The organism is Variovorax sp. P1_G12 (genome assembly GCF_056405555.1).
Genome location: NZ_JBFUBW010000029.1, coordinates 51,696 through 72,083 on the forward strand (window position 1 = coordinate 51,696; position 20,388 = coordinate 72,083).

The window sequence follows — 20,388 nt, forward strand, 5'->3', positions numbered from 1 at the left end:
TTTGAGGGTGTCAACACGGGGAGCCTGTGACCCCGTATTCGTCTATTTCAGTATTGAAACCAGCTTGGGCTTGGCGTTTCGGCGCAGGTCGGCGAGTTCGCGTTCCCGGCGCCGCAGCAGTGAGCTGGTCTCCTGCCAAGCCGCGAAATAGTGGTCGACCAGAGCCGCGAGCTTGACCACGTGCTGGTGCAGGTCTTCGTTCTCATCGCGCAGTTGCTGCAAGGCACGACTGGCCGGACCCGGATCACGGTGGCGCTGCCGCTGCAGCTTGTGCAACGCGTGCAGGATGTCAGGGTGGTAGCGGTATAGCGCATTGCGCGAAACGCCAGCGAGTTCACACAGCGCCGAGGCGGTCGGTGCTTCGGGCGTGCTGAGCGCGGCCAGTTGGGCCAGCGCATCGCGAAGTCGTTGCGCGGGCGGCCTGCCGGTGGCGTCAGCGGTGGATGCGCTCGCCATGCTTGCCCTCCTTGCTCACTTCATCGATCGCGCGGATCAGCGAGCGCGCCTCGTCGAGACGCTCGCGCACGATGCGCAACGTCTGCAGCGGCAACGCCGGTTCGTTGAGCAACTCTTCGTGCCGATGGACCTGCTCGACCCAATAGGGCCGATGCTGGGTGGACACGGCGAAGTTCCTGCAGCGCGAGCAGGTCGAGGGCTCACGCCGCGCCGGGTTGGGGCCGATGGCGTTGCCCAGACAAGCGCTGTGCTCTTCCCTGTAGACGCAGAATCCCCAGTCGCACACGCCGAGCACGAGCCCGGCATCCACCAGCAAGCGCGCGTAGCTCTTGATGTCCTGCTTGAGCCGCGCGCCCCGGAAGCGCGGGCGCCTGGCCACGATCTCGGCGCCGGCGTGTCCGCCCAGGCCGGGTGCGGCGAGCATGTGTTCCCAGGCCGCGGCCGACTGTTCGAGGATCCCGGACTCGATCTCCTGATTGAGACGGTAGTCCGAGCCGCTGTAGCCGTGGTCGGTGATGGCGCGTTCGCGGTGACCGAGATGCTCGGCCAGCGCGAACAAGGCGGAGCCATCGCGCAGCGCCGCGAAGCGGGCGAAGGTCTTGCGGCCCTGGTGCGTCGTGAGCCGCCAGGGCTTGCCCTGATGCAGAGGTAGACCAAGCCATGCGGCGAAGCGCTGCAGCAGAAAGCGCATGCGCATGGCCGATGGAACGACCAGCGGACCGGGGCAAACCTTCTGCCACTCGGTTGCGCCAGAACTCTGACGGCGGCGCAGCCACAACTGGGCGCGCCCTGCCTGAGCGCGATGCCCGGCGGATAGCGCCTCGAGAACCGAGATGGCGTGGACCGCGGGCGGGGGCGCCACCCACTCGTGAGGTCGGCCGTTGTACTCGGCCTGACGCTTGAAGATGGCGCCGACGATCACGAGGATCGCATCATCGGTGGTGCCGTCGCCACGCTGCTGCACGCAGCCGGCATCCAGGTGCAGGATCTCGCTTGCCCTGGGCCCCACCAGGTAGGAGATGACCACGAAGCACGCGGCGTAGAGCATGTCGATCAGTTGAGCGAGGTCGTCGACCGTACGGACCGGCTGCGCAGTGCCGGGCAGTTCGATGCCTGCCTGCTGCAACGCCCGTGTCGCCGCATTGGTGCGGGCGTTGACGCCGTAGCCGCGTCGGGTGGCCGAGGCCATCGCTTCAGCGTAGACCTGCCTGGCCCGCAGGATGTGAGGGGCGCCATCGACCAGCAGATTGATGGCTCCCTGGACCAGGGCAACGGCGACGCCATCCGGGGTATAGGGCCAGCGCCGAATCTGGGCGTCGCGCACGCCGGCGACCTCGCCGTGGCTGCGCCCCGGGAAGGGATCGATGCGCAGCCCGTCGTCGAGTTCGTCGCGAAACCGATGGAGGTAGGTGAACAGGTAGAGGTACTTCTGCACCGTTGCGGGGGCGAGCGCGGCGCGCCCGATGCCGGGACGCTCTGTGAGCGAACGCTGGAACTGCAGCAGCGCCGTGGCGTCGAGATCGGCAAAGCGCGCGAAGCCCGTCTGATCCATCCAGCGCAGGAGCTCGCGCAGGTACACGAAATAGCCGGCAACTGTGCTTGCGCGCTGCGCCAGGCCCGTGCTCAGCGAGCGGCTGCGGATGAGCGCGATGAGCTGCCTGCTGCTCTCCAGCTGCGGCGCATACCGGTCGTCGGTGAAACACCTCCCGCTCGGGAGCGTGAAGTTCCAGTGCAGTCGCACGGGGCTGGCTTCTTCGAGGGTATTGGTGGGCTTGAAAACCCAGACCGTGTCGCGCCAGGTCGAGTCGAGCAGGAACCATGCGTGATCGATGGGTGCGGGCTGCGCCGCGCGTGCACCCCGCACCTCGGGGACTTGGCTGGTGGATCGGGAAACGCGCATCGCTGCACCTCATCGCAGATCGGGTAACGGCGGCAACTGTGCCACCAGGGGCGCAGCGGCAGCGAGTTCGCCCGCGGCGAAGCGCGCAAGGATGTCCTCCTCCAGGATGCGCAACTGCGGGGCATAGAGCGACTGCCAGCGAGCCGGGTGCAGCGCCCTGGCGGCCTCGCGCAGGTGATCGCGTGCCTGCAGCAGCCGGGCCACCGTTGCAGGGTCAGGCGTGATGATGGCGTTGGGGCAGGTGAAGCAGCCCATGAAGTGGGTGCACAACTCACCGCGAGGTGTGCCGGGGGCCGCACCTGCAAACGGGTCCGTGCAACCGAAGCCGAACATCGACACGACCTCCCCGGGCGGAACGATTGAGCCGCTGCCGTTCGAGGCAGCAGGCTTGGCTGTGCCGATCGAGCGAGCTTGCTCGATATGCCCGATGAAGGCGCTCTGCAAGGCAGCGATGCGTGCGCGATGTTGCGCGTCGACTTCAGGCGTCTGGACGTAGCGCACGGTGGTGGCCAGGTGCGCGTGGTTGGCGACGGCGCTGACGCGGCGCAGGTCGCCCGAGGCACGATAGAAGCTCGCGAGGACGCCGGGGCGGATCGACACGAGAGAGAACCTCGGCAGGCCGTGGCGCTCGCAGAAGGACTTGAGCATGTGCTTGACGGCACCGCTGGACAACGCCGTCACTGCGCGCATGCCCTTGTACAGGAACAGCCGTTCGCGCAGCGCGACCGGCGCGAGCGGTCGCAGCCGTGCGTTCCACTCGACGATCTCCTTCACCAGCGCGGGCGGTTCGAGATGATCATTGCTGTTGAACGTGCGCCGCTGGATGCTGTTGGCGCGAGCCTTGAACCACACGAGCGCCTGACGATCGTCCAGCAGCGGCAAGGATTGCAGGCAGTCTCGCTCGAGTTCGGCGATGGGGTCGGGGTTGCCGGCCGCATGGATCAGGATGGCGAGGTAGTACGGCAGCAGCGATTCGGCGCGCGGGTACAGACAGCGCTCGACCTGCTTCAAGCCGCCGAGCCGGCTCAACGTTCTGTTGACCGGGTGCCGCCCTGCGCGTGACAGATCGCGTGCCGTGGGGACGATGCCACCGCAATGCCGATCGACATGTTGCAGCAGCCAGCCAAGAGTGCCTGTCTTGCCGCTGTCGGTGAGCCGCTGGGCGCGGGCCGCCGCGCGGGCAGCGCGTATCTGTGTGATGTCTGCCTCGCATGCCCTCAGGATCGCGCGCAGTTCGTGCGCCGGCATCTTGGTGCGCGCTGGCGTGTCGCGATTCCTCCACGGGAACGGGTTGAAGGGGTACTCGATGCTGGCGATGACTCCGGGGCGGCAGCGTTCGAGCCATTGCAGCAGCTTGCGCAGCGCCGTGTACGCGCCTGCCCGGCTCGACTTGGCCCAGGGCTGGCCGCCCGGCCTGCGCTGCGCGTTGAGCCACTCGACATAGCGCACGAGCAGGTCGCGATGCAGGTCGGCCAGTCCCGCGAGCGCACCCGACTCGCAGGCGAACCGGTCGAAGGTCTTGATATGGAACCAATGCGTATGGATGCAGCGCTCGGACTGGATACCGACGTGGCTCCAGAAGGCCTCGGCCAGAGCGAGGCGCACGTCCTCGGGCAGGCACAGCGAGGTGAAGTCGACGACAGTGTTGCGCACCCGCCGTGGTGCGTCGTGCCGCACGGGCTGCATCCCCTTGGGTACAGCGGCCGTGGCCTTGCCCGGCAGCACCCGAGGCATCGGTTGACGGCGTGCGCCCATGATCACTGCGTCCCGGACAACAAGGTGTCCAGGACCTCCTTGAGTGCGCAGGCGTCGACAGCGATGGCGCGCAGATACCGGTCGGTGGTCTCGATGCGTTCGTGACCCATCAGCACCTTTACCACGAGCAGCGGGTTGATCGCGGCGCCCTCGCTGGCGAGCCGTTCGAGGCGAGCCAGCAGCATGCAGGCGAAGGTCGCCCGCATCAGATGCGTGGTCGCCTTGAACCCGCATGCCTGGCCAGCTTGGCTGATCACGCGCTGATACGCGTTCTTGCCGGCGGGTGCGCCGCGGGCGTTGATGAACAACGCCGTGTGCTCGACAGGCCGGCCCTTGCGCCGGGCGCGCTGCAGCCAGGCGTGACGGTGACCGCAGAGGTAGCCTGCCGTCTCGTCGAGCAGACTTGCCGGTGCGATCACGTAGCCGGGCTTGCGTCCCTTGCGCGTCACATCGATCGTGTGATGCGACGCCGCTGACGGTTGATGCCTTGTGACGTCCTTGACGCTGAGCCGCAGCAGCTCACTGACCCGAAGGCCCGTGTAGAGCTGCCAGCGCGCCATCAAGTCGTACGGCGGCGCCAGCGTGGCCAGGAGTTCGCGCGCCTGAGCGGATGTGAGGGGACGCGGCAGCGGCTCGAACTGGCGCAGCACGAAGAGACTGTGGTCGGTCGCCTGCGTGGTGTCGGCGCGGGCCGGCTGCGGGTGTCTCGCCACGGCGAAGTTGCGTGGCCTGCCCACCAGGGGCGAGGCGGCCAGCCAATGCATCCGCACGGCCCACTCGTAGAACCTCAGCACTCCGCGCACGCGGTGGTTGATGGTCGAGATGCGGTAGGGCCGGCCTGTGTGAGCGCTGGGCTGCAGCATCATGCGGTTGCGGTAGGCCACCAGGTCCACCGCATCGGCATCGGCCCAGCCGATGGCGTTCTGTTCGAGCGTCTCGAACCAGTCGTAGAGGATCTCGGCATAGGTCCTGAGCGTGTCGGCCGTGTGCGCGCGTTGCACGCCGTGCTCATGAAGGAAGGCCACCGCCGGCTCGATGAGTTGCCACTGCGCCGTGAAGAGCAGCGGAAACCCCGCGGGCCTTGGCTCGCGCAGCCCGATGGAATGCGCCTGCGTTGCAGCCGGCAGCAGTCGCTCGCTCACTTCGCACGGGATCGGCAGTGATGCCTTACGGATGATCTGGACCATGCCGGCCTGCCGCGTTGGTCAGGTGCTTCACCGCATCCACGAACGACAGGCCGAGGACGTGCATCGCCAGGTCGATGGCGCCGCCACCGCCGAGCCGCACTCGCGTGTCGTACCACTTGGCTCCGGTGGTCAGGATCTCGAACTCGCCGCGCGCGGTGGACACGTGCCACCGACGGCTGTGGTCGTCCTTGACAGGCACATACGTCGGGTCAAGCCTGGCGTGCGTCGTCAGCAGCGCCAGGGCGTCGCCGGCCGGCATCTCGCGAAGCCGTGTCAACGTGGCTGCACTGAATGATCTGCGCGCTACCATCACCGCGACCCCCACAGGACTTGCCGAAAAAAATGCGGCGCGCCGGGCTACTCGCCTCTGAAAGAGGCTTGGGCTGCTCGGGCAGTTCCCAGTGTTCAGCGACTCGTCAGATCAAGCAACCGTGTTGACACTCTCGAATGCAACCTAACACCCGAGCGGCTCGGTAGAACCCTCGCGCGCCGATCAGTCGCTCACCCAGACGCTCAAGGCCGCGCTCGCGCTGGTCGACGTGCGCGTGCTCGACCACGTGATCGTGGCCCGGGGCAGCACCCTCTCGATGGCGGAGCGCGGCCTGGTCTGAGCAAAACTTCTCTCTCATCCGCGAATCAGAAACGAAATGTAAAAATCGCCTGATCTGCCGACAATGCCGAGACCGAAAGATGCAAAGGTGCCCGTGGAAGACATATTGATCGTCGACGACGACCCGTCCGTCCGAAAACGCCTGGAACGCGTGGCCGTCCAGGCCGCCCCCCAGGCTCGCTGTGCCATGGCGGGCTCGCTGGCCGAGGCGCGAGAGCAGCTGGCGCAGGGCAGCTTCGACCTGGCCCTGCTCGACATCGGGCTGCCCGACGGCAGCGGCCTCGACCTGTTGCCCTGGATGCAGGCCCATGCGCCGGCGGTCGACGCCGTGGTGGTCTCCAGCCTCGGCGACGATGCCACCGTGCTGCAGGCGATCCGCGGCGGCGCCGTGGGCTACCTGCTGAAGAATGGCAGCGACGTCGAGCTCGAGCTGTCGCTGGGCAGCATGCAGCGAGGCGGCGCGCCCATCGACCCGGTGATCGCGCGGCGCATCCTGCAGCTGATGGCCGCGCCGCAAACCGATGCGCCTCCACTTGCTAACATGCACACGGCGCCGGCGACCTCGGCCCCTGCCGAGCTGAGCGCGCGCGAGATGGAAGTGCTGCAGCTGGTGGCGCAGGGCCACAGCAATCGCGAGATCGCCCGCAGCCTCTCCCTGTCCATCAACACGGTCGAATGCCACGCCAAGAACATCTACCGCAAGCTCGCGGTGCGGTCACGCGCTGGCGCGGTCTACCACGCGCGGGTGCAGGGCTTGCTGCCCTGATCCGCGCAGCGGCGCTGCTGCTGGCCTGCCTCTGGTTCGCCAGCACCGCCCATGCCGATGGCACCGGCGTTGCGGCACGCGGCTTCGAAGGCATCGAGGCCGTGCGGACCGACTGGAACGCCAAGTCGCCGCCCGTCGACGGCTGGACCCCGGCGAGCCTGCCTGACAGCTGGTCGGCGCGCTGGCCGGCGTTCGACGGCGTCGTCTGGTATCGCCTGCGCTGGTCCGAAGCCGCCGATCCGCTCGCGCTGCGTCCGCTCGGCCTGCTGATCGAGTACGTCAACATGGCCGGCGCCTTCTACCTCAACGGCAGCCTGATCGGCGGCGACACCCAGCTCGTCGAACCCCTGTCCCGCTCCTGGAACCTGCCGCGCTACTGGATGGTCGACGCCCCGCTGCTGCGGCCGGGTCCCAACGAGCTGCTGGTGCGCGTGTCGGGCCTGGCCGCCTATCAGCCGGGCCTGGGCTCCGTGACGCTCGACGCGACGGGGCCGCTCAAGGCCGCCTTCCGCGAATCGACCCTGACGCGGCGCACGCTGTCGATGCTGGGCCTCGGGCTCACGCTGGTGATGGGCGTGTTCTACGGCATGCTCTGGCTGCTGCGCCGCAGCGAGCGCTCCTACGGCTGGTTCAGCCTCTTCTCGCTGCTGTGGGTGCCCTACGCGTACAACTACGTGGCGCTCACGACCTGGCCCTTCGCCAGCACCGAGGCTTTCCAGCGCGCCAACCACATCGCGCTGCTGGCCAGCATCGCCTGCTTCGTCATGTTCGCGCTGCATTTCTGCGAACTCGCGCGGCCGCGGCGGCAACGGGCGGTCCTGCTGGTTGCCGGCGCCGGTCTGGCGACGCAGCTGCTGGCGCCCTCGGCGATGCTCGAGCCGGTGCGCGACATCACCGTGCTGGCCGTGCTGGGCGCCTATTTCGCCGGCTGCGCGATCATTGTCAGGCACGCCTTCGCCTCGCGGCGACTCGAGGTCGCGGTGCTGGCGGTGTGCCTGCTGCTGCCGGTGGCGGCCGGCGTCCACGACACGCTGGTGTTCCTCGAATGGCTGCCGGGCACCCGCTACTACGCCGCACTGTCGTCGAGCGCGACCCTGCTGGGCATCTCGTTCGCCCTGACCTGGCGCATGGTCAAGGGCATGCGGCTGGTGGAGCACTTCAACGCCGAGCTGCGGCAGCGCGTGGACGAGGCCACGCAGCGACTGGCCGACGGCCTCAGCCGCCAGCATGCGGCCGAACTGGTCCAGACCCGGCTGACCGAACGCCTGAGCCTCGTGCGCGACCTGCACGACGGCCTCGGCATGACCCTCAGCAGCCACATCCATACGCTGGGAAACCGGGACGCCGCCGACGACGGCATCGCACTGTGGGCGCTCAAGGAAGTCAATGACGATCTGCGCCTGATCATCGAGAGCTCGGCCTTCGACGACACCGACGAGCTGGCCGAGCGGCTGGTGCCGCTGCGCCACCGCAGCACCCGCTTGCTGGAAGCCGCCGGCATCGAATGCAGCTGGCAGCTCGAACGCCTCCAAAGCTGCCGGCTCGGCGGCAAGCGCAACCTGGATTTCCTGCGCGTGCTGCAGGAAGGCCTGGCCAACGTGCTCAAGCACAGCGACGCCAGCCGGGTCGACGTGCGCATCGAAACCGCCGACGGGCAGCTGCGGCTCGCGATCCACGACAATGGCAAGGGCTTCGCAGCCGATGCCGCATCGCATCCGGCCGGCAGCATGGGCCTGCAGAACATGCGAACGCGTGCCGCCCGCCTGGATGGCAGCCTCGAGATTCGTTCCAGCGCCTCGGGAACCACGCTGGCGTTGCGCTGCCCCATCGATTCCGCGGTCACCGCCTGAGCCCGATTCCGTCGACCACCCCATGCCCGCCAAACCCCACAGCCTCAAGAGCCTCGCCGACCTCAAGCAGGTGCAGCGCGCGCTCGCCGAGCAGCGCGAGCGCGCGGCCGCCGAAGCCGCCGCGCTGGCCGCCGCGCGGAAACGACGGCTGGCCGAGCAGGACCTGTTCGCGCGCGCCATCGGAGCCACCCAGCCGCTGCGCAAGGCCGCCGCGGTGCCCTTGGCGCCCGAGCCGCCGGCGCCGATTCCGATCCAGCAGCAGCTCGACGATCAGCGCGTGCTGCGCGAATCGCTGTCCGACGAGTTCGACGTCAGCACCCTGCTCGACGCCGACGATGCGATGAGCTTCCGGCGGCCGGGCATCCACACCGACGTCACGCGCAAGCTGCGCGCCGGCGAATGGTCGATCCAGCGCGAGATCGACCTCCACGGCATGCGCAGCGACGAGGCCCGCGAGGCGCTCGGCGGCTTCATCCGCGAGGCCTGGAAACAGGGCGTGCGCTGCGTGCGCGTGGTGCACGGCAAGGGCCTGGGCTCGCCGGGCAAGCAACCCGTGCTCAAGGCCAAGGTGCAGCGCTGGCTGATCCAGAAGAACGAAACGCTGGCCTTCGTGCAAGCCAAGCCGTCCGAGGGCGGCGGCGGCGCGCTGGTGGTGCTGCTGGCGCCGTCGCGGCGCTGATGCGGGGGGCGGACTATCCGCCCTTGTTCCGCATCCAGTCGGCAGTCTGGAAGAAAGACCCGCGCAGGCGCTCGCGCAGCGCCTCGGGCACCCCGGTCTCGCCCATTGCCTGGTCCATGCAGGCCAGCCACTCGTCGCGCTCGCGGATGCCGATGCTGTGGCCGCCGATGCTCTGCGGCAGGTGGCGCGCGCGCAGCATCGGATGGCCGAAGCGGTCGGTGTAGTGCTGCGGGCCGCCGAGCCAGCCGCAGAGGAACCAGAACAGGCGCTGGCGTGCGTTGTCGAGCGAGCTGCCGTGCACCGCACGCAGCTGCGCGTAGGCCGGCTCGAGGTCCATGAGATCGTAGAAGCGTTCGACCAGCGCGTGGACCGCGGGTTCTCCGCCGATCCATTCGAACGGGGTGTCGAAAGGCGGTTTGTCCTGGATTTGCATGGGCTCCATTGTCCCTCGCTGGCCCCCACGCTCCCCCACTTCGTGTGGGTCGCTGCCCCCCGAGGGGGCCGCAGGCCGGCTTGGGGCGGCCCGGCGCCGGGCCAAGACTTGCGGCACCATCGGGGCATGCGTGATTCGCCCTCCCCTGCCGCCGCCGGCGCGCTGCCGGTCATCGATGTGTCGGCCCTGATCGCCGGCGGCCCGGGACGCGAGCGCGTGGCCGCACGGATCGGCGCCGCCTGCCGGGCCCACGGCTTTTTCTACATCACGGGCCACGGCGTCGACGAGGCGCTCGTGCAGCGCCTCGAGGACTTGAGCCGCCGCTTCTTCGCCCAGGACGAGCCGACCAAGATGCGCTGGCGCATGGCCCTTGGCGGCCGCGCCTGGCGCGGCTACTTTCCGCTCGGGGGCGAACTGACCTCGGGCCGGCCCGACTGGAAGGAAGGCCTCTACCTGGGCACCGAGCTGTCCGCCGACCATCCGCGGGTGCGCGCCGGCACGCCGGTGCACGGCCCCAACCTGTTTCCGGACACCGAGGGCCTGCGCGACACCGTGCTGGCCTACATCGATGCGGTCACGCAGCTCGGCCACCGGCTGATGGAAGGCATCGCGCTGAGCCTGGGCCTGCCCGCCCGCTACTTCGCCGAACGCTACACGGCCGACCCGCTGATCCTGTTTCGCATCTTCAACTATCCGACCCAGGCGGTGCCCGAGGGCATGGACGTGCCGTGGGGCGTCGGCGAGCACACCGACTACGGGCTGCTCACGATCCTGCGCCAGGACACGGTGGGCGGCCTGCAGGTGCGCACGCCGGACGGCTGGATCGAGGCACCGCCGATCGCGCAATCGTTCGTCTGCAACATCGGCGACATGCTCGACCGCATGACGGGCGGACTCTACAAGTCGACCCCGCACCGCGTGACGCGCAACACCTCGGGCCGCGACCGGCTGTCGTTTCCGCTCTTCTTCGACCCGAATTTCGAGGCCCGGGTGCAGCGCATCGAGGGCCTGGCGGGCGCCGCCGCCGAGGACGACAGCGCCCGGCGCTGGGATCGCGCCAACGTGCACGCCTTCAACGGCCGCTATGGCGACTACCTGCTCGCCAAGGTGTCGAAGGTCTTTCCGCAGCTACGCGACGAGGTCCTGTAGCCAGGCGGCGCGCTGCAGCCGGTAGAGCTTGTGCGCACGCAGCGCGTGGCCCAGCGGCAGCGCCGGATGCTCGAAGACGCCGTCGGGCCGCATGCCGAGCCGCTGCATGACCGCCTCCGAGGGCAGGTTCGGCACGGCGGTGAAGGCCACGATCCCGGGCAGCTCGAGGCGCTCGAAACCCACCCGCAGCGCGGCGCGCGCCGCCTCGCTCGCATAGCCCCGGCCCCAGAAGGCATGCGCGAGCCGCCAGCCGATCTCGACGCAGGGCGAGAACGGCAGGTCCGGCCTCGGCACGTTGAGGCCGACGAAGCCGACCAGCGCCCGGCTGGCGCGCTCTTCGGCCGCCCAGAAGCCCCAGCCTCTCTGGGCGATGCCCTCGGCACAGCGCTCGGCCATCGCGTCGCTTTCCTCGCGCGAGAGCGGCGCCGGAAAGAACCGCATCACCCGCGGATCCGCGTTGAGTGCCGCGAAGGCTTCGCGGTCGGCCACCCGCCACTGCCGCAGGTGAAGCCGCTCGGTGTCGAACTCGATGCATTCCGCCATACCGGGGTGTGCCCTATTCCGCCGCCTGCCGCAGCGTGGCCACCACCGGCCGCCGCAGCACCTCGCGCAATCCCCACCAGCCGGCCGCGAGCGCCAGCACCGCGCCCGCAAGCGCGCCGGCGATCGGCACCAGCGGCGAGGCGGTCCAGGTGAAGTCGAACACGAAGCGCGCCAGCGCCCAGCCGATCACGGAGGCGACGATGCTGGCCAGGAAGCCGGCCAGCAGCCCCACGCCCACGAGTTCGGCGCGCTGCACCTGCCGCAGCAGGCTGGCGCGCGCACCCACGGCGCGCATCACCGCGAACTCGCGCGCACGCTCCTCGCGCGTCGCGGTCACGGCCGCGAACAGCACCACCAGCCCGGCCGCCAGCGTGAAGCCGAACAGGAACTCCACCGCCCGGATCACCTGGTCGAGCACGCGCTGCACCTGCCCGATGGTGGCGCTCATGTCGACGTTGGTGACATTCGGGTAGCTGCGCACCAGCGCGTTGTCGAAACCCTTGACCTCGGGCGCGCGGAAGGCGCCCATGTAGGTGACGGGCACGTCGGCCAGCGCCGCGACCGTGTACATGACGAAGAAGTTGGCGTGCATCGAGCCCCAGTCGACCTTGCGCAGCGAGGTGATGCGGGCCTCGTTCTGCTGGCCGCCGATGTCGAAGCGCAGGCGGTCGCCGAGCTTCAGTCCCAGCGTCTCGGCCAGCCCCGCCTCGACGCTGAGTTCGCCCGCGGCATCCGGCTTCCAGGCCCCCGCGGTGATCTGGTTGTGCTGCGGCGCCTTGGCGCTGTTGCTGAGGTTGAACTCGCGGTCGACCAGCCGCTTGGCGCGGTCATCGCTGTAGTCGTCGGGCGAGACCGGCTTGCCGTTGACCGCCACCAGCCGGCCGCGAATCATCGGGTACCAGTCGAACTTCTGCACGCCGCTCGCGCGCAGGCTTTTCTGGAAGGCCTCGCTCTGGTCGGGCATCACGTTGATCACGAAGCGGTTCGGCGCATCGGGCGGCGTGGCCTTGCGCCAGCTCGCCACCAGGTCGGTGCGCAGCAGCACCAGCAGGATCAGCGCCAGCAGGCCGACCGCCAGCGCACTCACCTGGACCACCGCGTACGCGGGCCGCGCCGAAATCTGCCGCGTCGCCAGCACCAGCCAGCGCGGCGCGGTGGTCTCGTTGACGCTGCGGCGCAGCACCCACACCGCCACCCAGCTGAGGAGCGCGAACACCGCCACCGCCGCGGCGAAGCCGCCGACCGCGATCAGCCCAAGCTTGAGGTCGCTGCTGGCCGCGACCAGCAGCGCCGCGAAGCCGGCCACGCCGAGTCCGAGCACCGCGATCGAGGCGGGCTTCAGGTTGCCGACGTCGCGCCGGATCACGCGCAAGGGCGGCACCCGGGCCAGCTGCAGCACCGGCGGCAGCCCGAAGGCGAACAGCAGCGTGAGCCCCACGCCCAGCCCGAAGGCGACCGGCCACAGGGTCGGCGCCGGCAGCGCACTCTCGACCAGGCCGGCCAGCAGCAGCACGAAGATGTAGTGCACGCCATAGCCGATCGCCACGCCGATCGCGCTGGCGATCAGGCCGATCGCGGCGAACTCGAAGGCGTAGGCGGCCGCGATGGTGCGCTGGCTCTGGCCCAGCACGCGCAGCATGGCGCAGTCGTCGAGGTGGCTGGCCGCGAAGCCGCGCGCCGCCAGGGCCACGGCGACGGCCGAAAGCAGCGCGGCCAGCAGCGCGACCAGGTTCAGGAATTTCTCGGCCCGGTCGAGTGTCTGGCGCATCTCGGGGCGACCGCTCTCGAAGGATTCGAGCCGGGCGCCGCGCAGCTCGCCTTTCTTGATCGCCGCATCGGCGGCGTCGCTGAAGCGCTTCACGGCGGCGGCCTCGCCCGCCACGGCGAAGCGGTAGCTCACGCGGCTGGCCGGCTGCACGAGCCCGGTGCGGGCGATGTCGCCCTGGTTCAGCATCACGCGCGGCGCAAAGCTCATGAAGCCGGCGCCGCGATCGGGCTCCAGGGTGATCACGCGCGCGATGCGCAGGCCGGCGTCCCCGAGCAGCAGGGTGTCGCCGACCTGGAGCGCGAGCGATTCCAGCAGCGACCCGTCGACCCAAGCCTCTCCGGGCGCCGGCACCTCGCGCGTCGCCTGGCCGGGGCCTTCGGTGCCGAGCGCCACCTGCACGCTGCCGCGCAGCGGGTAGCCGGGCGCGACCGCCTTCAGCGCCACCAGCTTGGTGGCGCCGCCCTGCGCCTCGCTGGCACGCGCCATGGTCGGGAAGCCGTAGGTGCTGGCGCCCTGCAGGCCCAGGGCCCGCGCGCGCTCGACGAAGGCCAGTGGCGTCGGGTTGTCGCTGGCCAGCACCGCGTCGCCGCCCAGCAGCTGGCGCGCATCGCGCTGCAGCCCGCCGTTGAGACGGTCGGCGAAGAAGCCGACCGCGGTCAGGGCGGCCACCGCCAGCAGCACGGCAACGATCAGGAGACGGAGTTCGCCGGCGCGAAGGTCGCGCCAGAGCGTGCGCCAGCCGAGGCGAAGAAAAGCATTCATGGGCCGACGATAGCCGAGCCGCCGGCTCCCGCGAAATCGAAGGATTTAGACCGTGCCTGCGACCTTGGCGCCGGCCAGCTCCGGCTGCAGCACCAGCCGCCCGGCCCCGGAGAAGCAGAGAAAGCGACGGTTCGTCGCCCGGCCGATCGCACACAGCCCGACCCGCGCCGCGACCTCGTGCCCCATCTGCGTGATGCCGCTGCGCGAGACCACGATCGCCACGCCCATCTGGGCCGACTTGATCACCATCTCGCTGGTCAGGCGGCCGGTGGTGTAGAACACCCGCGCACCGCCGAGCTGCGACGGCGACTGCATCGCGATCCAGCCGGCGATGGTGTCGATCGCGTTGTGGCGGCCCACGTCCTCGACGAAGCACTGCATGCGGATCTCGTCGTCGGCCTCGAGCGTGAACAGCGCGCAGCCATGCACCGAGCCGGCCGATTTGTAGGTGCTCTCCTGCAGGCGGATCGCGTTGACCAGCGCATAGAGCTGCGCCTGCGTCATGCGGGTGTCGGGCAACTGCAGGCGATCGATGCCGGCCATCAGTTCGCCGAACACGCTGCCCTGGCCGCAGCCGGTGGTGACCACCTTCTTGGCGGTGCGCTCTTCGATGCGATCGATGCCGGCATGGGTGCGGACCGCCGCGGCGCCGACCTCCCAGTCGACCGTGATCGATTCGACGTCCGTCGCCGATTCGATCAGCCGCTGGTTCAGCAGGTAGCCCAGCACCAGCAGCTCGGGCTGCGCGCCCAGGGTCATCAGCGTGACCAGTTCGCGGCGATCGACGTAGATCGTGAGGTCGCGTTCGGCGGGGATCGAGACCCGGCCCGACTCGCCATGCTCGTCGACGACCTCGACCTCGCGCGTGAGCGGTGCCCGGGCCTGGGTCAGCCGCGGCAGCGTCACTTCTTGGGCGCGGGATTGATCTCGGCCGAGGTCTGGTTCGAGCTCGGCGGCGAGGCCGCGGTGGGCGCCGGCGAATGCGCGCCCGAGGCCTCGATCGGCTTCGCCGCCTCGGCCGGCGGGGCGAAGGCGAACGGACCGGGGTCGGTGCATGCTGGCGTCGGCGTGGCCGGCGCGAGCTGCAGGCCGGCCGCGGCCGCCGTCTCGCGGTAGCGGGTCGCCACGCGGGTCTGCGCCTGGCACAGCTGGAAGCTGTCGACCTTGGCGCTCCACGCCGTCTTGGCCGCGGCTTCGGCCGCCTTGGCCTTGGCTTCCGGTGTCAGGGTCGGGGCGGGCAGCTTGGCGAAAGCGGCCGGCGCAGCAGCCAGGCCGGTCGCCAGGCCGACGGCCAGGGCGCCATGGGTGAGCAGCTTCTTCATGAGGGATGTCCTTCGATCCGAATGCCGGACGCCGGCGCGGCGGCACGCGCCTCGGCGCTGCGCTCGGCCGGAATCTTGCCGGCGGCGATGTCGTTGTACCAGAGCGCATGGTGCTCCCGGGCCCAGGTCTCGTCGACATAGCCGGTGCGCATCGCCTTGTAGGCGCCCTTCATGCCCAGCGTACCGATGTAGATGTGGCCCATGATCAGCGCCATCATGCACAGCGTGGCGACCGCATGGATCATGTGCGCGATCTGCATCTCGCCGCGCGTGTAGACGAAGCCGGGCAGCAGCTTGTCGAGGAACAGGCCGGAGCCGATCACGATGCTGCCGAGGAACAGCACGCCACCCCAGAACACCACCTTCTCGCCGGCATTGAAGCGGTCCGATGGCGGCTCCTCGCCGCCGAACAGTCCGCCGCCTTTCCTGAGCCAGTCCAGGTCGTTCTTGCGTGGCCAGTTGCTGCGGATGAAGGTGAAGATCATGAACAGCATCGTCACCACGAACAGCGGCCCGACGAAGTTGTGCACGGTCTTCAGCGCGTAGGCCAGATAGCCGAACAGCGAACCGCCCAGCACCGGCAGCAGGAAGAACTTGCCGAAGGCCATCACGAGGCCCGAGATCGCCAGCGTCACGAAGGCGATCGCGTTCGACCAGTGCGTGGCGCGCTCGAAGGGCGTGAAGCGCTCGATCTTGCGGCCGGTCTCCTGGCCGTGCAGGCCGATCGGCCCACGCGTGAAATAGAAGATCGCGATCGCCAGCAGCGTCACGAAGAGCAGCGCAGCGCCGTACGGAATGATCCAGTTGTTGCGCACCTGGCGCCAGGCCTCGCCGGCGTTGGTGTAGAGCGAACCCGGATACTTGACGAAGCCCTGGATCAGGTTGCCCGCCTCGGGCGCCTCGCTGGCCGGCAGGCTGCTGAAGCCGGTCACGCCGCCGCTCACCTGGCGCCACATCGGCGCGTTGTTGCCCGGCTGCACGCGCTGGCGCTCGCCGTTGGTCTGGTTCAGGTAGTTCGGGTCGGCGCTGGCCTCGGGCTTGACCTCGAAGATGTTCTGGCTGCGGATGCCGCCCGTGGCCGGCGCCGGCGCCGCGACAGTCGCAGCCGGTGGCGGGCTCGTCGCGGCCGGCGCCTCGGCGACCGCGCCGGAGGCCACCGGATTGGCGCCCTGGGCCATCGCCGCGGCGCCGCCACCGAGCACTGCGGCCAGGACGAGGGCGTGAAGGACTTGTCTCATGCGGCCTCCGCTTCAGTTGATCCGCGTGTATTCGTTCTGGCCGTTGATCGCGCGTTGCTTCAGGTGCTCCTGCCAGGAGGCGCGATCACCGACCTGCCAGCCCGGCGAGGTGAAGGCGGTGCCGGTGTTGGCCTGCACGCCGGTGCCGGTCCAGGGCGCGGCGTCCAGCCGGACACCGTGCGCATTGGTCTGCGGCTTCTCGGAGCAGGCGCCCAGCAGCAGCGCGGCGGCGAGCAGCGCCGCGGAAGTCCACAGGCGCTTCATTTCGTGCCTCCGTTGCCCGGCGTGCCGGCTTGCTGCGAGCCGTAGGCGGTGCCCCAGCCCCAGACCTCGGCCCCCTTGCCGCGTGCCACCACGCGGGTGCGGAAGATGTCGGCCACGACGTCGCCGTCGCCGGCCAGCAGGGCCTTGGTCGAGCACATCTCGGCGCAGGCCGGCAGCTTCCCTTCGGCCAGGCGGTTGCGGCCGTACTTCTCGAACTCGGCCTCGGAGCCGTTGGCCTCGGGGCCGCCGGCGCAGAAGGTGCACTTGTCCATCTTGCCGCGGGCACCGAAGGTGCCCTGGGCCGGGAACTGCGGCGCGCCGAAGGGGCAGGCGTAGGAGCAGTAGCCGCAGCCGATGCAGACGTCCTTGTCGTGCAGCACCACGCCTTCCTCGGTGCGGTAGAAGCACTGCACCGGGCACACCGCCATGCAGGGCGCATCGGAGCAATGCATGCAGGCCACCGAGATCGAGCGCTCGCCCGGCACGCCGTCATTGAGCGTGACCACGCGGCGGCGGTTCACGCCCCATGGCACCTCGTTCTCGTTCTTGCAGGCCGTGACGCAGCCGTTGCACTCGATGCAGCGCTCGGAATCGCAGACGAACTTCATTCTTGCCATGCTATGCCTCCTGCCGAGCCGCCTCAAAGGAGGCATGCGCCCCCTCGGGGGGCAGCGAATACACGAAGTGATGAGTGTGGGGGTCCATGTTTTCTTATGCCTTTTCGACGTTGCAGACCGTCGTCTTGGTCTCTTGCATCATCGTGACGCTGTCGTAGCCGTAGGTGGTGGCGGTGTTGATCGCCTCCCCGCGCACGATCGGGTGCGCGCCCGCCGGGTAGTAGGCGAGCATGTCCTTGCCCTGCCAGTGGCCCGAGAAGTGGAAGGGCATGAACACCGTGTCGGGCCCGACCCGCTCGGTCACCAGGGCCTGCACGTTGAGCCGGGCGCCCGTCGGCGTGTGGACCCAGGCCCGCTCGCCGTTGCGGATGCCCTTCTCGGCCGCCACCTTCGGGTTGATCTCGATGAACATCTGCTGCTGCAGCTCGGCCAGCCAGGGGTTGGAGCGGGTCTCCTCGCCGCCGCCCTCGTACTCGACCAGGCGGCCGGAAGTCATCACATAGGGGAACTTCTCGGCGATCTTGTCGGCGATGTTCTTCTGCTGGATCGTCTTGTAGAGCGTGGGCAGACGCCAGAACGCCATCTTGTCGTCGTGCGTCGGGTACTTCACCATCAGGTCGGGCCGGTTGCCGTACAGCGGCTCGCGGTGCTGCGGGATCGCATCCGGGAAGTTCCACACCACGGCGCGCGCCTTGGCATTGCCGAAGGGATGGCAGCCGTGGTTCTTCATGAACACGCGGATCATGCCGCCCGAACTGTCGGTCTTCCAGTTCTTGCCCTCGGCCTTGGTCTTCTCGACCTCGGTGAGTTCGTCCCACCAGCCCAGCTTCTTGAGCAGCAGGTGGTCGAGCTCGGGGTAGCCCGTGGTGATCGCCGCGCCCAGCGAATGCGATCCGTCCTCGGCCAGCAGGTTCTTGCCGTTGCGCTCGACACCGAAATTGGCGCGGAAGTTGCCGCCGCCGTCCATCACGTGCTTCGAGGTGTCGTACAGGTTCGGCGAGCCCGGGTGCTTGAGCTCGGGCGTGCCGTAGCAGGGCCACGGCAGGCCGAAGTAGTCGCCGGCGATGTCGTAGCCGTTGACCTTGTCCTTGACCGAGCCCTTGGCCCGCAGCGTACGGACATCGAAGGCGGCCATGTTGCGCATGTGGGCCTGCAGACGCTCGGGGCTCTGGCCGGTGTAGCCGACCGCCCAGCAGCACTTGTTGATCTCGCGCAGGATGTCGTCGGGCACGGGCTCGTCCATGCCCTTGACCTTCTGCATCTTGTAGTTCTTGCTGAGCTCCTTGCCGAAGCCGAGCCGGTCGGCGAACTGCTGCATGATCATGTGGTCGCTGCGGCTCTCCCAGAGCGGCTCGATGACCTTCTCGCGCCACTGGAGCGAGCGGTTCGACGCCGTGACGGAGCCGCTGGTCTCGAACTGGGTGCAGGCCGGCAGCAGGTAGACCGCGCGGTTGGGGTTCAGGTCTTCCGCGCGGCCCGGCATCGCGGCCATCGCCGCGGTCGCCGACGGGTACGGGTCGACCACCACCAGCAGGTCGAGCTTGTCCATGGCCCGCTTCATCTCGAGGCCGCGGGTCTGGGAGTTCGGCGCATGGCCCCAGTAGAAGACGCCGCGCAGGTTCGAGTCCTGGTCGATCAGCTCGTTTTTCTCGAGCACGCCGTCGATCCAGCGCGACACCGTGATGCCGGGCTTGGTCATCATCGCGGGCGAAGCAAAGCGGCCCTTGATCCAGTCGAAATCGACGCCCCAGGTCGCCGCGAAATGCCTCCAGGAGCCCTCGACCAGCCCGTAGTAGCCCGGCAGCGAATCGGGGTTCGGGCCGACGTCGGTGGCGCCCTGCACGTTGTCGTGGCCACGGAAGATGTTGGTGCCGCCGCCCGAGGTGCCCACGTTGCCCAGCGCCAGCTGCAGGATGCACGAGGCGCGCACGATCGCGTTGCCGATCGTGTGCTGCGTCTGGCCCATGCACCAGACGACGGTGCCGGGCCGGTTCTCGTTGAGCCAAGTCGCGACCTTCAGGACCTGCGCCTCCTTCACGCCGCAGGCTTCCTCGACCTTGTCGGGCGTCCACTTGGCCATCACCTCGGCGCGCACGTCCTCCATGCCGAAGACGCGGTCGTTGAGGTACTTCTTGTCCTCCCAGCCGTTCTTGAAGATGTGATACAGCAGGCCGAACAGGAAGGGAATGTCGGAGCCCGAGCGGATGCGTACGTACTCGTCGGCCTTGGCCGCGGTGCGGGTGAATCGCGGGTCGACCACGATCATCTTGCAGCCGTTTTCCTTCGCATGCAGCATGTGCAGCATGCTCACCGGATGCGCCTCGGCCGCGTTCGAGCCGATGTACATCGCGACCTTGGCGTTGCGCATGTCGTTGTACGAATTCGTCATGGCGCCGTAGCCCCATGTGTTCGCCACGCCCGCGACCGTGGTCGAGTGGCAGATGCGCGCCTGGTGGTCGCAGTTGTTGCTGCCGAAGAAGCTCACGAACTTGCGCATCAGGTAGGCCTGCTCGTTGCTGTGCTTGCTGGAACCGATCCAGTAGATCGAATCGGGTCCGCTGGCCTTGCGCAGTTCCACCAGCCTGGCGGTGATCTCGGTCAGCGCCGTGTCCCAGCTGATGCGCTCGTACTTGCCGTTGACCAGCTTCATCGGGTAGCGCAGCCGGTATTCGCCATGGCCGTGCTCGCGCAGGGCCGCGCCCTTGGCGCAGTGCGCGCCGAGGTTGATCGGCGAATCGAACACCGGCTCCTGGCGCACCCAGACGCCGTTCTCGACCACCGCATCGGAGGCGCAGCCGACCGAGCAATGGGAGCAGACGGTTCGCCGGACTTCGATCTTGCCGGCGCCGATGGCGCTCGCCTGGCCCGGCATGGCGTCGGCCTTCTTGATCAGCGTGAGCTGTCCGGCCGCGAGGCCGACGCCCACGCCGAGACCGGAGCGGCGCAGGAAGGCGCGGCGGTCCATGGTCGGCAGCGCGTTCGACAGGCCGCGCCGCAGGCTGTGGACGAAGGGCGAGGAGGAAGAGGAGGAACGGGCGTCGACGCCGTCACGCGCGGCGGCGGGCGCTTTCTTGGTCAATAGCATCGTG

18 protein-coding genes and 1 pseudogene are annotated in these 20,388 nt (G+C 69.0%); 5 read left to right on the forward strand and 14 right to left on the reverse strand.

What is annotated here, in order from left to right; all coding sequences use genetic code 11:
• Positions 1–42: 42 nt before the first annotated feature.
• From AC1D2O_RS27805 to AC1D2O_RS27825, 5 genes are read right to left on the reverse strand one after another with little or no spacing between them, the layout of a single operon-like run.
• Entirely contained in the window at positions 43–456 is a 414-nt protein-coding gene (locus tag AC1D2O_RS27805) for a hypothetical protein (RefSeq protein ID WP_478090609.1), read from the reverse strand.
• Positions 434–2,356 (reverse strand): hypothetical protein, encoded by a 1,923-nt coding sequence (locus AC1D2O_RS27810; protein ID WP_478090608.1) that lies wholly within the window; start codon positions 2,354–2,356, stop codon positions 434–436. The genes AC1D2O_RS27805 and AC1D2O_RS27810 overlap by 23 nt, the downstream gene beginning before the upstream one ends.
• Before the next feature lie 9 nt (positions 2,357–2,365).
• Entirely contained in the window at positions 2,366–4,111 is a 1,746-nt protein-coding gene (locus tag AC1D2O_RS27815; RefSeq protein WP_478090607.1) for a hypothetical protein, read from the reverse strand.
• A gap of 2 nt (positions 4,112–4,113) precedes the next feature.
• Positions 4,114–5,298 carry a tyrosine-type recombinase/integrase gene (locus tag AC1D2O_RS27820; RefSeq protein ID WP_478158240.1) on the reverse strand — a complete coding sequence of 395 codons (1,185 nt, stop codon included), beginning with the start codon at positions 5,296–5,298 and terminating at the stop codon, positions 4,114–4,116.
• A complete protein-coding gene (locus tag AC1D2O_RS27825; RefSeq protein ID WP_478090605.1) occupies positions 5,279–5,575 on the reverse strand; it encodes a hypothetical protein in 297 nt (98 codons plus the stop codon). The genes AC1D2O_RS27820 and AC1D2O_RS27825 overlap by 20 nt, the downstream gene beginning before the upstream one ends.
• 181 nt (positions 5,576–5,756) lie before the next feature.
• Here AC1D2O_RS27825 and AC1D2O_RS27830 point away from each other — a divergent pair.
• The 4 genes and pseudogenes from AC1D2O_RS27830 to AC1D2O_RS27845 form a co-directional block, all read left to right on the forward strand.
• Positions 5,757–5,909, forward strand: a pseudogene (locus AC1D2O_RS27830) (JAB domain-containing protein); the annotation flags it as partial.
• Positions 5,910–6,002: 93 nt separating this feature from the next.
• Entirely contained in the window at positions 6,003–6,674 is a 672-nt protein-coding gene (locus AC1D2O_RS27835; RefSeq protein WP_478090604.1) for a response regulator transcription factor, read from the forward strand.
• Positions 6,584–8,524 carry a sensor histidine kinase gene (locus tag AC1D2O_RS27840; RefSeq protein WP_478090603.1) on the forward strand — a complete coding sequence of 647 codons (1,941 nt, stop codon included), beginning with the start codon at positions 6,584–6,586 and terminating at the stop codon, positions 8,522–8,524. Before AC1D2O_RS27835 ends, AC1D2O_RS27840 begins: the two co-directional genes overlap by 91 nt.
• A 22-nt stretch (positions 8,525–8,546) precedes the next feature.
• Positions 8,547–9,203 carry a Smr/MutS family protein gene (locus AC1D2O_RS27845; protein ID WP_478158241.1) on the forward strand — a complete coding sequence of 219 codons (657 nt, stop codon included), beginning with the start codon at positions 8,547–8,549 and terminating at the stop codon, positions 9,201–9,203.
• A gap of 13 nt (positions 9,204–9,216) precedes the next feature.
• On the opposite strand, the gene AC1D2O_RS27850 is transcribed toward AC1D2O_RS27845, so the two are convergent.
• Positions 9,217–9,636 (reverse strand): group II truncated hemoglobin, encoded by a 420-nt coding sequence (locus tag AC1D2O_RS27850; RefSeq protein WP_478088940.1) that lies wholly within the window; start codon positions 9,634–9,636, stop codon positions 9,217–9,219.
• A 126-nt stretch (positions 9,637–9,762) separates the two neighbouring features.
• Between AC1D2O_RS27850 and AC1D2O_RS27855 the strand changes: the two genes are divergently transcribed.
• Positions 9,763–10,785, forward strand: coding sequence for an isopenicillin N synthase family dioxygenase (locus AC1D2O_RS27855; protein WP_478158242.1), 1,023 nt, complete (start codon positions 9,763–9,765; stop codon positions 10,783–10,785).
• On the opposite strand, the gene AC1D2O_RS27860 is transcribed toward AC1D2O_RS27855, so the two are convergent.
• The 8 genes from AC1D2O_RS27860 to AC1D2O_RS27895 all read right to left on the reverse strand — a co-directional run bounded on the left by AC1D2O_RS27860 (position 10,765) and on the right by AC1D2O_RS27895 (position 20,384).
• Entirely contained in the window at positions 10,765–11,328 is a 564-nt protein-coding gene (locus AC1D2O_RS27860; RefSeq protein WP_478088942.1) for a GNAT family N-acetyltransferase, read from the reverse strand. The genes AC1D2O_RS27855 and AC1D2O_RS27860 overlap by 21 nt on opposite strands.
• Before the next feature lie 13 nt (positions 11,329–11,341).
• Positions 11,342–13,858 (reverse strand): ABC transporter permease, encoded by a 2,517-nt coding sequence (locus tag AC1D2O_RS27865; RefSeq protein ID WP_478158243.1) that lies wholly within the window; start codon positions 13,856–13,858, stop codon positions 11,342–11,344.
• Between the two features lie 45 nt (positions 13,859–13,903).
• Positions 13,904–14,764: a formate dehydrogenase accessory sulfurtransferase FdhD gene (locus AC1D2O_RS27870; RefSeq protein ID WP_478088944.1), complete on the reverse strand. Its 861-nt coding sequence runs from the start codon at positions 14,762–14,764 to the stop codon at positions 13,904–13,906.
• Positions 14,761–15,180, reverse strand: a complete 420-nt coding sequence (locus AC1D2O_RS27875) for a hypothetical protein (protein ID WP_478088945.1) — start codon at positions 15,178–15,180, stop codon at positions 14,761–14,763. Before AC1D2O_RS27875 ends, AC1D2O_RS27870 begins: the two co-directional genes overlap by 4 nt.
• Complete coding sequence (locus AC1D2O_RS27880) at positions 15,177–16,418, reverse strand: formate dehydrogenase subunit gamma (protein ID WP_478088946.1); 1,242 nt, start codon at positions 16,416–16,418, stop codon at positions 15,177–15,179. The genes AC1D2O_RS27875 and AC1D2O_RS27880 overlap by 4 nt, the downstream gene beginning before the upstream one ends.
• Before the next feature lie 12 nt (positions 16,419–16,430).
• Positions 16,431–16,682: a hypothetical protein gene (locus AC1D2O_RS27885; RefSeq protein ID WP_478088947.1), complete on the reverse strand. Its 252-nt coding sequence runs from the start codon at positions 16,680–16,682 to the stop codon at positions 16,431–16,433.
• Positions 16,679–17,299, reverse strand: coding sequence for a formate dehydrogenase FDH3 subunit beta (gene fdh3B, locus AC1D2O_RS27890; protein WP_478088948.1), 621 nt, complete (start codon positions 17,297–17,299; stop codon positions 16,679–16,681). Before fdh3B ends, AC1D2O_RS27885 begins: the two co-directional genes overlap by 4 nt.
• Positions 17,300–17,393: 94 nt before the next feature.
• The gene (locus AC1D2O_RS27895; RefSeq protein WP_478158244.1) at positions 17,394–20,384 is read right to left on the reverse strand and encodes a formate dehydrogenase subunit alpha; all 2,991 of its coding nucleotides are present in this window, start codon (positions 20,382–20,384) and stop codon (positions 17,394–17,396) included.
• Positions 20,385–20,388 lie beyond the last annotated feature (4 nt).